The sequence below is a fragment of the Arthrobacter sp. 2YAF22_2 genome (assembly GCF_052114645.1).
Classification (GTDB): Bacteria; Actinomycetota; Actinomycetes; order Actinomycetales; family Micrococcaceae; genus Arthrobacter.
The window spans coordinates 1-13,876 of sequence record NZ_JBFRFD010000026.1; the positions used below are offsets into that span (position 1 = coordinate 1).

Annotated in this window: 11 protein-coding genes and 1 pseudogene; 5 read left to right on the top strand and 7 right to left on the bottom strand. The window is 66.9% G+C overall.

What is annotated here, in order from left to right; translation table 11 throughout:
• From AB4Y86_RS02380 to AB4Y86_RS02400, 5 genes are all read right to left on the bottom strand, one after another.
• The coding region (locus tag AB4Y86_RS02380) for an NTP transferase domain-containing protein (RefSeq protein WP_441399831.1) at positions 1–235 on the bottom strand (235 nt) is incomplete at its 3' end.
• A complete protein-coding gene (locus tag AB4Y86_RS02385; RefSeq protein WP_441399832.1) occupies positions 219–1,145 on the bottom strand; it encodes an XdhC family protein in 927 nt (308 codons plus the stop codon). The genes AB4Y86_RS02385 and AB4Y86_RS02380, both read right to left, overlap by 17 nt.
• Before the next feature lies 1 nt (position 1,146).
• Positions 1,147–3,540, bottom strand: coding sequence for an aerobic carbon-monoxide dehydrogenase large subunit (locus AB4Y86_RS02390; RefSeq protein ID WP_441399833.1), 2,394 nt, complete (start codon positions 3,538–3,540; stop codon positions 1,147–1,149).
• Entirely contained in the window at positions 3,537–4,103 is a 567-nt protein-coding gene (locus AB4Y86_RS02395) for a (2Fe-2S)-binding protein (protein ID WP_441399834.1), read from the bottom strand. The genes AB4Y86_RS02390 and AB4Y86_RS02395 overlap by 4 nt, the downstream gene beginning before the upstream one ends.
• Before the next feature lie 5 nt (positions 4,104–4,108).
• Entirely contained in the window at positions 4,109–4,999 is an 891-nt protein-coding gene (locus AB4Y86_RS02400; protein ID WP_441399835.1) for an FAD binding domain-containing protein, read from the bottom strand.
• Positions 5,000–5,118: 119 nt separating this feature from the next.
• Here AB4Y86_RS02400 and AB4Y86_RS02405 point away from each other — a divergent pair, with 119 nt between their 5' ends.
• Both AB4Y86_RS02405 and AB4Y86_RS02410 read left to right on the top strand, forming a co-directional pair.
• Complete coding sequence (locus AB4Y86_RS02405; protein WP_441399840.1) at positions 5,119–6,099, top strand: LysR family transcriptional regulator; 981 nt, start codon at positions 5,119–5,121, stop codon at positions 6,097–6,099.
• A gap of 130 nt (positions 6,100–6,229) precedes the next feature.
• Positions 6,230–6,547, top strand: coding sequence for a DUF6457 domain-containing protein (locus AB4Y86_RS02410; protein WP_441399836.1), 318 nt, complete (start codon positions 6,230–6,232; stop codon positions 6,545–6,547).
• 172 nt (positions 6,548–6,719) lie between these two features.
• Here AB4Y86_RS02410 and AB4Y86_RS02415 read toward each other — a convergent pair whose 3' ends face one another.
• Together AB4Y86_RS02415 and AB4Y86_RS02420 are read right to left on the bottom strand one after the other, a co-directional pair.
• Entirely contained in the window at positions 6,720–9,077 is a 2,358-nt protein-coding gene (locus tag AB4Y86_RS02415; RefSeq protein ID WP_441399837.1) for an FdhF/YdeP family oxidoreductase, read from the bottom strand.
• A 359-nt stretch (positions 9,078–9,436) separates the two neighbouring features.
• Positions 9,437–9,589: a hypothetical protein gene (locus tag AB4Y86_RS02420; RefSeq protein WP_441399838.1), complete on the bottom strand. Its 153-nt coding sequence runs from the start codon at positions 9,587–9,589 to the stop codon at positions 9,437–9,439.
• Positions 9,590–10,404: 815 nt separating this feature from the next.
• Here AB4Y86_RS02420 and AB4Y86_RS02425 point away from each other — a divergent pair.
• The 3 genes and pseudogenes from AB4Y86_RS02425 to AB4Y86_RS02435 all read left to right on the top strand — a co-directional run.
• Positions 10,405–10,953: pseudogene (locus tag AB4Y86_RS02425) on the top strand (hypothetical protein); the annotation flags it as partial.
• Positions 10,954–10,965: 12 nt separating this feature from the next.
• Positions 10,966–12,534, top strand: coding sequence for a L,D-transpeptidase family protein (locus AB4Y86_RS02430; protein WP_441399841.1), 1,569 nt, complete (start codon positions 10,966–10,968; stop codon positions 12,532–12,534).
• Between the two features lie 219 nt (positions 12,535–12,753).
• A partial coding sequence (locus tag AB4Y86_RS02435; protein ID WP_441399839.1) for an MBL fold metallo-hydrolase occupies positions 12,754–13,876 on the top strand: 1,123 nt, incomplete at its 3' end.

Consider the following 13,876-nt stretch of genomic DNA (forward strand, 5'->3'; position numbering starts at 1 on the left):
CCACCTCACAGCCGGTGGTGTCCACGGCGCCGAGTACCTCCTCGGCCGATCCGCCCAGCGTCAGCACGGTCTGGCCGAACCCGCAGCGCCGCGCCGTCGCGAGCACGGCATCCAGCAGCACTCCCTCGCCGTAGGGGAGCAGCTGTTTGGGCCGGCCCAGGCGCCGCGAGCTGCCGGCGGCGAGGATGACGGCCGCGGTACGGGCCAGGCGGGGCGAGTCAGCTGATGAGGGCATAGCGCTCCGGATCCTTACGGAAGGAGGCCCGACAGCCGGGGGAGCAAAAGTACACCGTGGCGCCGTTGTGCTCGAGGTGCAGGGACGCCTCCACCGCTGGCACCGACATGCCACACACCGGGTCCACCGCTGTCTTCGGCTGCGGGGTGGACGGCGCCGGAACGCCGTCGGTTTGTGCATGGGCCCGCGCCGCAGCCCGCTCCTGCACCAGCTGCGCGAGGATGGACAGCGCGATCTCGCCAGGCGTCCGGGCCCCAAGCTGCAGGCCCGCCGGGGTGTAGACCCGTGAGCGGAGCACGTCATCCACCTCAAGCGAGTCCAGCACGGCGGCACCGCGCGTCTCGCTCGCCACGAGGGCCACGTACGGGACCCCGGCGCGCAGCGCGGCCTCGAGGGCGCCCTCCTCGGCTTTGCCGTGTGAGGCCACGATCAGGGCGGCGTCGTCCGGGCGGGGCTCCGCCGCGTCGCCGTCGGCGAGTTCGACGTCGAAACCGACGCCGGCCCCGAGCGCGGCGAGCGCCTGCGCCACCGGCGCGGCCCCGACCACCACCACCCGGGGCGCCGGGATGCGCGGCTGCAGGAAGATCTCGATCGCACCGCCGCTCAGGCACGGGTTGGACACTTCGACGGCGCCCTCCTCGGCCCGGTGCGACGGCTCGCCCGGCAGGACGCGCAGCAACAGCGGTTCCCCGGAGGCGAGCGCCCGCAGTCCGTATTCCCGGACCGAGGACTCGACGCAGCTGCCGCCGACGAAACCGTGGATCTCGCCGCCGGGCAGCACCAGTGCGGTGTCTCCGGCGCGGGCGCTGGTGGGATGCTGGGCGCGTACCACCGTCGCGTGCACGAACGGCTCGCGCCGGGCGGCGAGCTCCGCGGCCCGTGCGGTGGGGGAATCTGCCTCGGTCGTCATCTCACACCGGCGGCCTGGCCCGGCCCTGCATGGCGGCCCAGACCCGGGCCGGCGTGCAGGGCATGTCCATGTGAACCACGCCGAAGGGCGCCAGCGCGTCGACCACCGCGTTGACGATCGCCGGCGGCGAGCCGACCGTGGCGGACTCGCCGATGCCTTTGGCACCGATGGGGTGGTGCGGGGAGGGTGTGACGGTGAACCCGGTCTCCCAGTCCGGCACTTCCATCGCCGTGGGGATCAGGTAGTCCATGAAGGAGCCGCCGAGGTTGTTGCCGTCCGCGTCGAACTCGATGATCTCCATCAGGGCCATCCCGACGCCGTCGGTCAGGCCGCCGTGCACCTGGCCCTCGATGATCATCGGGTTGATCCGGGTCCCGCAGTCGTCCACCGCGATGAAGCGCCGCACCTTGACGTGGCCGGTGCCCGGGTCGACGTCGACGACGCAGATGTAGGCGCCGAACGGGAAGGTCAGGTTGGGCGGGTCGTAGGTGACCTCCGCGTCGAGGTTCCCGTCCACGCCCTCCGGCAGCGTCAGGGTGCCGTGCGCGGCCATGGCGATCTCCTCGATGGTCTTCCCGGCTGTGGGGTCGCCCTTGACGAACCAGCGGCCCTTCTCCCACTCGAGGTCCTCGGGTCGGGTCTCCAGCATGACCGCGGCAATCAGCTTCGCCTTCTCCCGCACCTTGCGGGCCACCAGCGCCACGGCGCCGCCGCTGACCGGCGTCGAGCGGCTCCCGTAGGTGCCCAGCCCGAACGGTGTCTGGTCCGTGTCGCCGTGGACGACGTCGATATTCTCCGGCGGGATGCCGAGCTCCTCCGCGACGATCTGGGCGAACGTGGTCTCGTGGCCCTGCCCCTGGCTTTGCACTGACAGCCGGACGACGGCCTTGCCGGTGGGGTGCACCCGCAGTTCGGCGCCGTCGGCCATGCCCAGGCCGACAATGTCGAAGTGCTTGCGCGGCCCGGCGCCGACGACTTCGGTGAAGAATGAGACGCCGATGCCCATCAGCTCGCCGTTGGCGCGTTTGGCCTGCTGCTCGCGCCGGAGGTCCTCATAGCCGGCCAGCTCCATGGACAGCCGCATGGCCGCCTCGTAATTGCCGGAGTCGTAGACCCAGCCGGTCTTGTTCGCATACGGGAATTGCTCCGGCTTGATGAAGTTCTTCAGCCGCAGCTCCGCGGGGTCCATTTCCAGCTTCCGGGCCAGCACGTCCACCATCCGCTCCACCAGGTAGACGGCCTCGGTGACGCGGAACGAGCAGGCGTAGGCCACTCCGCCGGGCGCTTTGTTCGTGTAGACGCCGGTCACCTTGCAGTAGGCGGCCTGCAGGTCGTAACTGCCGGTGAAGATCGAGAAGAAGCCGGCGGGGTTCTTGGTGGGCTGGGCGGTGGCGTTGAAGGCGCCGTGGTCGGCCAGGACATTGGTGCGCAGCGCGAGGATCTTGCCGTCCCTGGTCGCGGCGATCTCGCCCTGCATGATGTAGTCGCGGGCGAACGAGGTGGACATCAGGTTTTCGGACCGGTCCTCCACCCACTTCACCGGCCGTCCCGTGACGATCGAGCCGACGACGGCGAGGATGTAGCCCGGGTAGATGCCGACCTTGTTGCCGAAACCGCCGCCGATGTCCGGGGAGACGATCCGGATCTTGTGCTCCGGGATGCCGGCCACGATCGCGAACAGCGTCCGGTGGGCGTGCGGGGCCTGGGTGGTCTCGTAGAGGGTCAGCTTGCCGTCCACCGGGTCAAAATCGGCGACGGCGCCGCAGGTCTCCATCGGGGCCGGGTGCACCCGCGGGTAGACCATCTCCTGGCTGACCACGACGTCGGCGCTCGCGAACACGGCGTCGGTCTCCGCCGCGTCGCCGATCTCCCAGTCGAAGATCTTGTTGTCCGTCCGGCCCGGGATTTCGTCCCGGATGACGGGGGCATCGGCGTCCAGGGCCTTGCGTGCGTCCACCAGCGGCGGCAGCACGTCGTATTCGACGTCGATGAGTTCCAACGCGTCCCGGGCGGCGTAGCGGTCCTCGGCCACCACGAACGCGACCTCCTGCCCCTGGAAGCGGACCTTGTCCGTGACCAGCACCGCCTGCACATCGGCGGAAAGGGTCGGGGCCCAGGCGAGCTTGAGCCCTTCGAGGTCCTTGCCAGTGATGACGGCGAGCACCTTGGGGTGGGCCAGGGCGTTGGTGGTGTCAATCGAGACAAGCCGGGCGTGCGCCACGGGGGCCCGCAGGATCGCGCCGTGCAGCATGCCGGGCAGTACAAGGTCGTCGATGTAGTTGCCCTTCCCGCGGACGAAACGGGGGTCTTCCTTGCGCTGGATCCGGCCATAGCCGATCGGCCGGTCAGCATCGCCGGCTGCGGGGTTGCTCTCCCGCTCGTGGATGACAGTCATGCCTTCACCTCTGCGTCGTCGGTTTCCGTGGCGACGTCCTGCACCACGGTGTCGGTGCCGTCGAGGACCTCGGCGGCACCTTCGAGCCCGGCGCCGGCAACGGCTGCCGGATGGGCCGCCGCCCATTGCACGGAGCGGACGATCGTCGCGTACCCGGTGCACCGGCAGATCTGCCCGGAGATGGCCTGCCGGATCTCGCCCGCGTCAGGGTGCGGGTTCTTATCCAGCAGGGCACGTGCGGTAAGCATCATGCCCGGGGTGCAGAAACCGCATTGCAGCCCGTGTTCCTCCATGAAGCCTTGCTGGACCGGGTCCAGCGTGGCCCCGGTCGCGAGCCCCTCGACGGTGCGGATGTCGTGCCCGGCGGCCATCGCCGCGAGCACTGTGCAGGACTTGACGGGCTGGCCGTCCATCAGGACCACGCAGGTCCCGCAGTTGCTCGTGTCGCAGCCCCAGTGGGTCCCGGTCAGGCCCAGCACCTCGCGGAGGTAATGGACCAGGAGCACACGCGGTTCAATCTCGCTGGATACTTCGTTGCCGTTCACGGTCATGCTGATCTGCATGCGCTTCAGCCTTCCTGGGTCTGGGCGGCCGTCTGGGCGGCACGGGCACAGGCCCGCCGCAATACCCGCCGGGTGAGTTCGTCGGCCAGATGCCGTTTGTAGTCGACCGGTCCGCGCTGGTCCGCGACCGCGTTGCTGCCTTCGGCGGCGAGCCGTCCGGCGTCGGCGAACACCTCCTCGGAGGGGCGCATGCCGCCCATCAGCGCGGCAATCCCCTCGACGGTGTGGTCCAGGCCCAGCGCCGTCAGCCCGACGGCGGCGTCGGCGATGTTGCCGTCCTCGGCCAGCGTCACGGCCGCGCCCGCAGCACCCACGGCCCAGTCGCCTGTTCGCCGTTCCACCTTCTCGTAGGCGCTCCCGGCGCGCGGACGGACAGGGAAGCGGACTTCGCACAGCAGTTCGTCTTGTCCGACGGCGGTCTGGTAGGGGCCGCGGTGGAAGTCGCGCATAGTCAGGGTGCGCTCGCCGCCGGGACCGCGGACGACGGCCACCGCCCCGAGGACGCTGCAGACAGTGGAGAGGTCTTCGGCCGGGTCGGCCTGGCACAGCGAGCCTCCGATGGTGCCGCGGTTGCGCACCACCGGGTCGGCGATCACTCGCTCGGCGTCCCGGACAATCGGGAACAGCTGCGCGACCTCATCCGATTCCAGCAGCGTGGTGTGGCGGGTCAGGGCACCGACGCGCAACTCGTCCCCGTCGCGCAGGATGTAGTCGAGCTCGTAGAGGTCATTGATATCGATCAGCCACTCCGGCCGGGCGAGCCGGAGCTTCATCATCGGGAGCAGGCTGTGCCCTCCGGCGATGATCCGCGAGTCGGGACCGTGGCGCGCCAGCAGCTCGAGCGCGTTCTCCACTGTGGTGGCCCGGGCGTAATCGAATGGAGCCGGAATCTGCATAGTCCCACCTCACTCCGAGGCGCCGGCAACGTCGCGCGGCGCCGAATTACGGCCAGTCTTGCCCCGCCCCGACGGGGGTGTCAATATCGTGATAAGCGAAAGGTTATGAAGCCGTGCCGATGACGTTGAGCCAGTTGCGGACGTTCGCTCTCGTGGCGCGCCTGGGCTCCCTGCACGCCGCCGCCGCGGCCCTGGGGGTCAGCGAGCCCGCCGTCTCGGCCGCCCTGGCGTCGCTTCGCCAGGACCTGGGTGACCCCCTGTTTATCAGGGCGCCCGGCGGCATCAGTCTGACTCCCGGCGGCCGGGCCCTGGCTGACCACGCACAGAACATCGTCGGGCTGGCGGACCAGGCACGCTGGGAAGTGAACCACGCCAAGAACGACGCCGGGCGGCTGAAGATCGCCGCCACCGCGCCGTTCGCCGAGCACGCGGCCGGCCGCCTGCTGGACCTGTTCACCAAACGCGTGCCCGGCGCCTTGGTGGATGTGGTCGCCGAACCCGCCGAAGACCTGGCTGGCCTCCTGCTCGAACGCGCCTACGACATCGCGCTGGGTGCCCGGCCGCCTGCAGCCGCGGGTACTCCGGGCGTCGAGCCCGGCCTGGAATCCGTGCCGTTCCTGCGCTACCAGCGCGTCTTCGTCGCGGCGGCGACGGACCCGTTGGGGCGGCTGCACGGCCCGCTCCCGGTGGGGCGGCTGCTGCGCAGGCCGTGGTTCGCCGGTCCCGCCGGCATCCTCGACAGTTCGGAGGAGAGCCGTTGGCTCGCGTCGCTGGGGGTCGTGCCGGAGATCATCAGGCTCAGCAGCGAAACCGATGCCTTGGCGGCTGTGCGGGCAGGGGAGGGGGTAATGCTCGCCCTCGGCCATATCGTACGGACCGAACTCGTCAGCGGCGCGCTCCTGCGGGTGCCCGTCGCCGGAACCCCGGTTCCCGGCCTCTGGTGGGCCAGCACGCTGGACCAACACAGGACCACGACCATGGCRCAAACCCTGCAGCGCTTCGTCGGCACCGCAGATGCCACCGCGGCGATGGTCGCCCGCGGCGGTTCGCGCGGGCTGGAGCGCCGCGGCTCAAAGTTCCACGTCGCCCTATGGAGCTAGTCGCCGGAGCCTCGGATGCCGGCTGAATTGCCGGGACTCGCGGCTGACGCGTTGCATATCGGCCGGGATCGGTGCTAACCCTTGAGGGACAGCCGATCGAGAAGCCTTTCCCGACGAAGAGGAACAGCACATGACCTTGCCCCGAGATGAAGACAACGCGTTGCGGCACTGGAGTGCCCGCCTGATCCAGGCGCTGCAGATCCTGGACCTGGAGGTGGACCACGAAAAGATCGTCGAAGTTGCGGACGAGTCCTTGAAGGCCGTGGGGCCGCACGCTGATGCCATCAGCGCGTTCATCGTGGGCTACGCCGCAGGTACGGCGTCGACCCACGGCCGGAAGAGCACCCAGGAAGCCGTGCACGCCGCGTCGAACAAGGTCATCGAACTGTGCGAACACGGCGAGACCGGCGGCCCCGACGAGGAGGGCTGGGCCAAGCGCGCCCAGTAGCTCAGGCGTCCGCGGCGGGAACCTGCACGGGGGTTCATCCGCCCCGTGACGGGCTCGTTGCACCCTGTGGACAGACCCATCCCTGGTTGCCAGGGATGGGTCTGTTGGCATTATGTCCAGTGGACGCGGCCGGGACTGGGCATGTCCCGCGCCGGGCAGCAGAGCCGCTGCCTCAGGCTGGCGTGGTGACTCCCGGGGCCGAGTGGAGCCGGGCCTTGCTGTCCGGGTTCTGGTCCAGGCTTGGCTCGAGGCGGACAATGACGGCCTTCGAGACCGGGGTGTTACTGCCTTCGGCGGTGTGGTTCAACGGCACCAGCACGTTGGCCTCCGGATAGTAGGCGGCAGCACAGCCGCGCGCCGTCGGGTAGGAGACCACCCGGAATTTGCGCAGCACGCGGTCCACGCCGTCGTTGTACTCGCCGTGGATGTCCACGAAGAGTCCGTCGGAGAGGCCCAGTTCGCTGATGTCCTCGGGATTCACAAAGACCACGTGGCGGCCCTTCTTGATGCCCCGGTAGCGGTCATCGTGGCCGTAGATCGTCGTGTTGAACTGGTCGTGTGAGCGCATGGTCTGCAGGATCAGGGTGCCCGCCGGCCGCTCCACGTGTTCGAGTTCGTTGACGGTGAGCACGGCCTTGCCGGTCGGCGTCGGGAAGGTGCGGGAGTCCCGGGGGCCGTTGGCGAGGATAAAGCCGCCCTCCTGGCGGATCCTCTCGTTGTAGTTCTCGCAGCCGCCCACGACACGGGAAATATGGTCCCGGATCAGGTCGTAGTTCTTCTCGTAGCCGTCCCAGTCAGCCTTGATTTTGTCGCCTACCAGCGCCTTGCCCAGGCGGCTGAGAATGGCCGGCTCGGAGAGCAGATGGTGGGAAACAGGTTCCACGCTGCCCCACGAGGGGTGGACCGCGCAGACCGTGTCCTCAACCGAGACAAACTGCTCGCCGGATTCCTGGATGTCGATTTCGGTCCGTCCCATGGTGGGCAGGATCAACGCTTCCGCGCCCGTGACCACATGTGATCGGTTGAGCTTCGTGGAGACCTGGATGGACATTTCCGTCCCGGCCATCGCGGCCTCGACGGCGTTGGTGTCGGAGATGGCGCCGACGAAGTTGCCACCGACGGCCATGAACACCTTGAGTTCTCCTTCCTGCATCTTGTTGACGGTTTCGACCGCGTCAACGCCGTGGTCGCGGGGCGGGTCGAAGTCGAATTCCTTGCCAAGGGCTTCCATGAAGGACTGCGGCATTTGTTCCCAGATACCCATGGTGCGGTCGCCCTGCACGTTGCTGTGGCCGCGGATCGGGGAGGCTCCGGCGCCGGGCTTGCCCATATTGCCGCGCAGCAGGAGCAGGTTGATCATTTCCTTGATGGTTGCGACGCCCTTTTTTTGCTGCGTGATCCCCATCGCCCAGGTGATGATGACCTTCTCGGCCTTCAGGTACCGGGCCGCAAGCTCGTCGATCTCCTCGGTGCGCAGCCCCGTCGCGTCCAGCACAGCCTGCTCATCCAGCAGAGCCAGGTGCTCTTTAAGCTCGTCGAGGCCTTCGCAGTGCTCATCGAGGAAGGCGTGGTCCAGGACGGTGCCGGGGTTCTTTGCCTCCGCGTCGAGGACACGCTTGGAGACTGCCTGGAGGAGGGCCATGTCCCCGCCGATCCGGACATGCATGAACTGGTCCGCGATGGGCGTGCCGTGCCCGACGATGCCCCTGACCTTCTGCGGGTTCTTATAGCGGTGCAGGCCGGCCTCGGGCAGCGGGTTCACTGCCACGATCTCGCCGCCGTTGCGCTTGCAGTTTTCCAGCTCCGTGAGCATCCGCGGATGGTTGGTGCCGGGGTTCTGGCCCATGATGATGATGAGATCTGCCTCGGCGTAGTCGTCGAAGTTGACCGTGGCCTTGCCGATGCCGATGGTCTGGCCCATGGCCCACCCCGAAGACTCATGGCACATGTTCGAGCAGTCCGGCAGGTTGTTGGTGCCGTAGCCCCGGACGAGGAGCTGGTAGAGGAACGCGGCCTCGTTGGAGGTGCGGCCGCTCGTATAGAAGGCGGCCTCGTCGGGGGAGGCCAGGCCTTTGAGCTTCTCCGTTATGATCCGGATCGCCTCGTCCCAGCTCACCGGCTGGTAATGGTCCGCACCGGCGGGCTTGTAGACAGGTTCCGTCAGCCGGCCCTGCATGCCAAGCCAGTAGTCCGAGCGGTTCCGCAGCTCGCTGACCGAGTTCTCCGCCCAGAACGACGTCGGGATGACCACCGGCGTCGCYTCCCACGTGACCGCCTTGGCGCCGTTTTCGCAGAACTCGAAGGCCTTCCTGTGATGGGGGTCCGGCCAGGCGCAGCTGGGACAGTCAAAGCCGTCCTTCTGGTTCATCTTCATGACCGTCTTGCGGGTCCGGTTCACCCCCATATGTTCGAGGGCGGGTTTCATCGAATGGTAGACGCCGGGCACGCCGGCGGCCCAGTGCTTCGGTCCGTCGCCGACCTGAAGGTCCTTTTCGTCGGTTTCCTCCACGCGCGGAGTCTTACGAGTCACGTCAGCTTCCCTTCTGCAGACGCCGCCGGCGTCCGGCGGCGGGCATCCCTACGCTGGGCATACCTACACTGGGCACCCTACCCGCACGGCACGGTGCCCGCACGCCCGTATCAGGATTCTCAGCCCGCCAGCGGCGCAGCAAGCAAGTCGCAGGGTCCGCGAAGAAGGCGGCGGCAGCGGCGGTCCCGGCGGTCCCAGATTTTTGCAAGCATCAGCCAGCATTGTGGTTCCACCATCTGCCTCCGGAAGTGGACGTGCGTCGCCCGAGCATCGGCGTCGCCCCGCCGCGGACCGCAAAGGAGCACCGTTGCCCGGAAGCGCGCGATGGTACCGCCGGCTGGCGGGTTCCCAGCGACCCGTCAGCCGGCCATCAACGTGTCCTGGATCTCCCGCCGCAGGACCTTGCCGATCAGGGAGCGCGGCAGCACCTCCAGCACCACGACCCGACGGGGAACTTTGTAGGCTGCGAGGTGCTCGCCGCCGCCGGTCGGGGCCAAGGCCAGAGCGACCACTGTAGCCTCGGTGCCTCCGGCAGACGCTCCGCGAGTGCGTTCGGTTAGTCGGCGAATACCGGCAGTGCGCAGCTTTGAAGCTTCGCCTGCTCGCTAGGCCATTGGAATGCCCGGAGAGATGGGCGGAACTGATGGCGCAAACAAGGGGTGTAAGAAATCGGGGGACCGCGGAAACTCTGTGTTTGAGGAACGAAATTCTCGCGTGCGGGGCGGTGCGTTCATTCCGTCCAAGCAACATTTACGTCAAGAGGCCGTTTCAACATATGTTGATTGTTTTTGGTCTGATAGCCTCCGCAATATCCTGACAGATCTTTCCTGCCAAATCGTCTATTGATTGGGGAGCCTGTCACCAGTTTGGAGGAATCAATGCACCAATGGACACCGCTCTTTGGGGGGTGCGCGGTGGGTTTATTAGCCTTGGCCGCTTGTAGTCCGCCAGCGTCCAATCCACCCGTCAACTCTCCGACCTTAGAATCAAATAACTCCTCGGTTTCGGGAACTGCACCACAACCGTCGGGCCCTGTGTCTTCTGTATCGACACTGCCGGCGCCCTCCGCCTTAGCCTCAGACGCACTTAGCGAGGTCGTTTGCGCGGCAGACCCGGCTGGTTCGTGGTCGTTCTCTGGAACGCTGACAAACCCCGGTTCCACCGCAGTCAAGTACACGGTCGCAGTTGCCGTCGGCACGACCAGCAGCCCAGCCGGGCACGCCATGATCGAACAGACGGTAGCCCCCGGCGCCAAGGAAACGGTCCGGGCAGAAAACTTCGCCTCGGGCGCGCCGACCGGGTCCACTTGCGAAGCGGTGGTCTCGAAATGAACACGGTTCGTACGAAACCTCGGAACCGTGCCGTTGCTGTGGCGGCGATAGCCACACTGCTGTCGGTCGGGCTTGCCCTTCCTGCCAAGGYGACCACGCCCACCCCGACTCCTGCGACATCCACGACGAGCCAGCAGGCCACGCCTGCACCCCTAGACTCACCTGCTGGCACGGTTCCCATCGTCCAGGTGCCCACACAGACGCCGGTGGCCCCGGCCCCGACGACTAAGCCGACCCCGCAAGTGGACAGCTCCACACCCGCGACTCTGACTCCGGGAAGGCCCGCTCCAACCGCGGAAGCAACGACCCCTGCCGTCCAAGGGGGCGCCGCAGCCACGCTCTACGTTCCGTTCGGGGCCATCGGCGCCAAATGGCAACAGCTCGGGGGCGCCACCGGTCCACTGGGAGAGCCAACCTCCAATGAGAGATGCGACCCGTCCGGCCTCTGTCATGAGACGTTCACGGCGGGCGACATCTACTACACCGCCGCCACCGGAGCCCATGCCGTCCTTCTCGGCCAGGGCAAAACCGGACCGGAGTGGACGACCCGGGGCGGTATGGCTACGCTTGGCTACCCGGTCACAGATGAGAAGTGCGATCCAGCTGGTTGCGCGCAGCGGTACTCGCAAGGCACGGACCTCGCGTGGACGCCGGTCGGCGGCTACCAGCAAGTCTGGACTCGTGGGGCCATCGGCGGCGTGGTCTACGGACTCTACGGCGGGTACGCGGGCACCGGATACCCGACTTCCGCGGAAGCCTGCACGCTCAAGGACCAAGGCTGCGTACAGGAGTTTGGACAGTTCAGGATCATGTGGTCGCCCTCATCCGGGGCCTTCGGAGTATGGGCTCCCGGGGCGATCGGCGCACTGTATGCAAGCGCAGACGCTGAACAGGGGAAGCTCGGCTTCCCCACGTCCAAGGAGATTTGCGGCCTTAAAGGCAGCGGGTGCTACCAGAACTACCAAGGCGGAGCAATCGTTTGGTCGCCTGCAAGCGGCGCGCACATAAGCCAAGGCGACATGCGCAGAGACTGGGCGAGCCGCGGGTACGAGAACGGCGGCCTTGGCTACCCGGTGTCGGAAGAGATTTGCGACGGCCCGAACTCCGGTTGCCGCCAGGAGTACCAGGGCGGCACCATTATGTGGTCGGCGGCCACGGGAGCTCACTCTGTCAACGGCGGAATCAAGGGCAGGTACCAAGAGCAGGGCGGAGTATCCGGCTACCTCGGATATCCGATCGAAAATGAGATCTGCAACCAACCCAGGGGCGGCTGCTATCAGTGGTTCCAGGGCGGACTTATCTTTTGGTCGCCAGCCACAGGCGCCCAGCCCATTCGTGGAGGCATGCAAACCAAGTACGCGTCTATGGGGTGGCACTTGAGCTACCTAGGCTATCCTGCGACGCCTGAGGTGTGCTCAGGCGGGGAATGCGTCCAGGCATTCCAAGGCGGCTACCTTACGTGGACGCCGTCCGCTGCGAAGGACTACGGGCGGTCGGAATGCTCGAATCTCAACGAGGGAGCGATCAAATATCCGACAGCCGGCGCCAAACGTGTACTCCTGACCTACGCAGCCGATTACGGTCAGTCCTACGCTGCCGTCGTGTATTGCCTGCGGGTGGCAGGGACATATGTAATTGATTGGAGGACGGACGGTCGGGTCGGCGCTAGTGGGTTTAAGCCGCCAGGAGTCGCCTCCGGGCCCACACGCAATAATTTCTCGCCCACCGGCTCCTACTCGGTGACCGAAGCGTTTGGACTCGGCAACCCCGGGACTGCGCTCCCGTACCGGCTGCTGAACCCGAACTCGCGGTGGGGCGGAAACCCTTGGACTGACACCTATAACAAATACTTCGAGTCCACTTCCTGGGTCGGTTGGGATGAAAACATGTGGTATTTTGCCACAGGCCGCTCCCACGACTATCGGCAGGGGGCGGTGATCAACTACAACAGGCCGCCCGACTCTCAAATTGTGCAGGACGCCGGGTTTGCTATTTTCCTTCACGAACACAAAGTCGCCACGGCCGGTTGTATCTCGCTAGATGACTGGGCCGTCGAGGACTACCTGCGGAAATCTGTTCCCGGGGACAGGATCATCATGGGGGTGGCCCGGGATATATTCTCCTGACTTACTAGGCCAACGCCAACAACCGAGCTGAATGGGACCGCCGGAATTATCAGGACTTCCTGATAGCTCCGGCGGTCTACTTTTCGGCCGGAACTCCCGGGGACCGGGGCACGCGTTGGCGTCCGTGACCTTTGGCCCTATGAGGCGTTATGGCACACGCGGAGCCTTGCATTATTGGGCTCTCGACGTCGATATGCGGGATTCCGGAACGGAAGCACCATGAAGCATGAGCAGCCGACCCTCCGGTTCCTCGGTGCCACGGACACCGTGACCGGTTCCCGCTACCTGCTGGAGGCCGGCGGGCGCCGGGTGCTGGTCGACTGCGGGCTGTTCCAGGGCTACAAACGCAGCCGCGAGCGCAACCGCCTGCCCTTTCCGGTCCCGCCCCGCTCGCTCGACGCTGTCATCCTGACCCATGCGCACCTGGACCACACYGGCTATGTCCCGGCGCTGGTCCGGGACGGCTTCGCCGGGCCGGTCTACGCCACCGAGGGCACCACCGAGCTGTGCAAGCTGATCCTGCCGGACAGCGGCTATCTGCAGGAGGAAGAGGCACGCTACGCGACGCACCGCGGGTCCACCGGGCACAGCCCGGCGCTGCCGCTCTACACCGCCGAGGATGCAGTGAAGTCCCTGAACAGCTTTAAGATACGGGACTTCGACGACGCGCTGGACCTTGGTGGCGGAATGGAAATGACGTTCGTGCCGGCCGGACACATCCTGGGGGCGGCGCAGGTGCACGTCCGGTTCGGCTCCGAGTCGGTGCACTTCACCGGCGACCTGGGCCGTGCGGATGATCCTTTCATGTTCCCGCCCCGGGCGCTGGGCGCCGTCGACGTGCTTGTCACGGAGTCCACTTACGGCAACCGGAAGCATTCCGAGCTGGATCCCGAACAACAGCTCGGCGAGATCATCACCCGGGTGGCCAAGCGCGGCGGGGTGGTGCTGTTTGCCGCGTTCGCCGTCGGCCGGGCCGAGACCCTCATGCTGTACCTGTCGAGGCTTCGTCGCAGGAACGCGATTCCGGACATTCCGGTGTACCTCAACAGCCCGATGGCCATCGACGCCTCCGGCATGTACCAGCGGCACCCCGAAGAGCACCGGCTCAAGAAGGACGAATACGAGAACATGTACCGCCTCGCCAAGCTCACGCGGAGCGTGGACGAGTCCAGGTTGCTGAACCTGCGCGGCGGCCCGATGATCATCATTTCCGCCAGCGGCATGCTGACCGGCGGCAGGATCCTGCACCACGTCGCCGCCTACGGACCCGATGCCAAGAACGCCATCATCCTCAGCGGCTACCAGGCCGGCGGCACCCGGGGCGCCTCGCTCGCCGCGGGGC

Excerpts from the sequence above, each read along its gene's own strand:
- AB4Y86_RS02430 (WP_441399841.1), top strand. The coding sequence starts at position 10,966 with ATGGCTACGCTTGGCTACCCGGTCACAGATGAGAAGTGCGATCCAGCT.
- AB4Y86_RS02395 (WP_441399834.1), bottom strand. The coding sequence starts at position 4,103 with ATGCAGATCAGCATGACCGTGAACGGCAACGAAGTATCCAGCGAGATT.
- AB4Y86_RS02390 (WP_441399833.1), bottom strand. The coding sequence starts at position 3,540 with ATGACTGTCATCCACGAGCGGGAGAGCAACCCCGCAGCCGGCGATGCT.
- AB4Y86_RS02410 (WP_441399836.1), top strand. The coding sequence starts at position 6,230 with ATGACCTTGCCCCGAGATGAAGACAACGCGTTGCGGCACTGGAGTGCC.
- AB4Y86_RS02400 (WP_441399835.1), bottom strand. The coding sequence starts at position 4,999 with ATGCAGATTCCGGCTCCATTCGATTACGCCCGGGCCACCACAGTGGAG.
- AB4Y86_RS02385 (WP_441399832.1), bottom strand. The coding sequence starts at position 1,145 with ATGACGACCGAGGCAGATTCCCCCACCGCACGGGCCGCGGAGCTCGCC.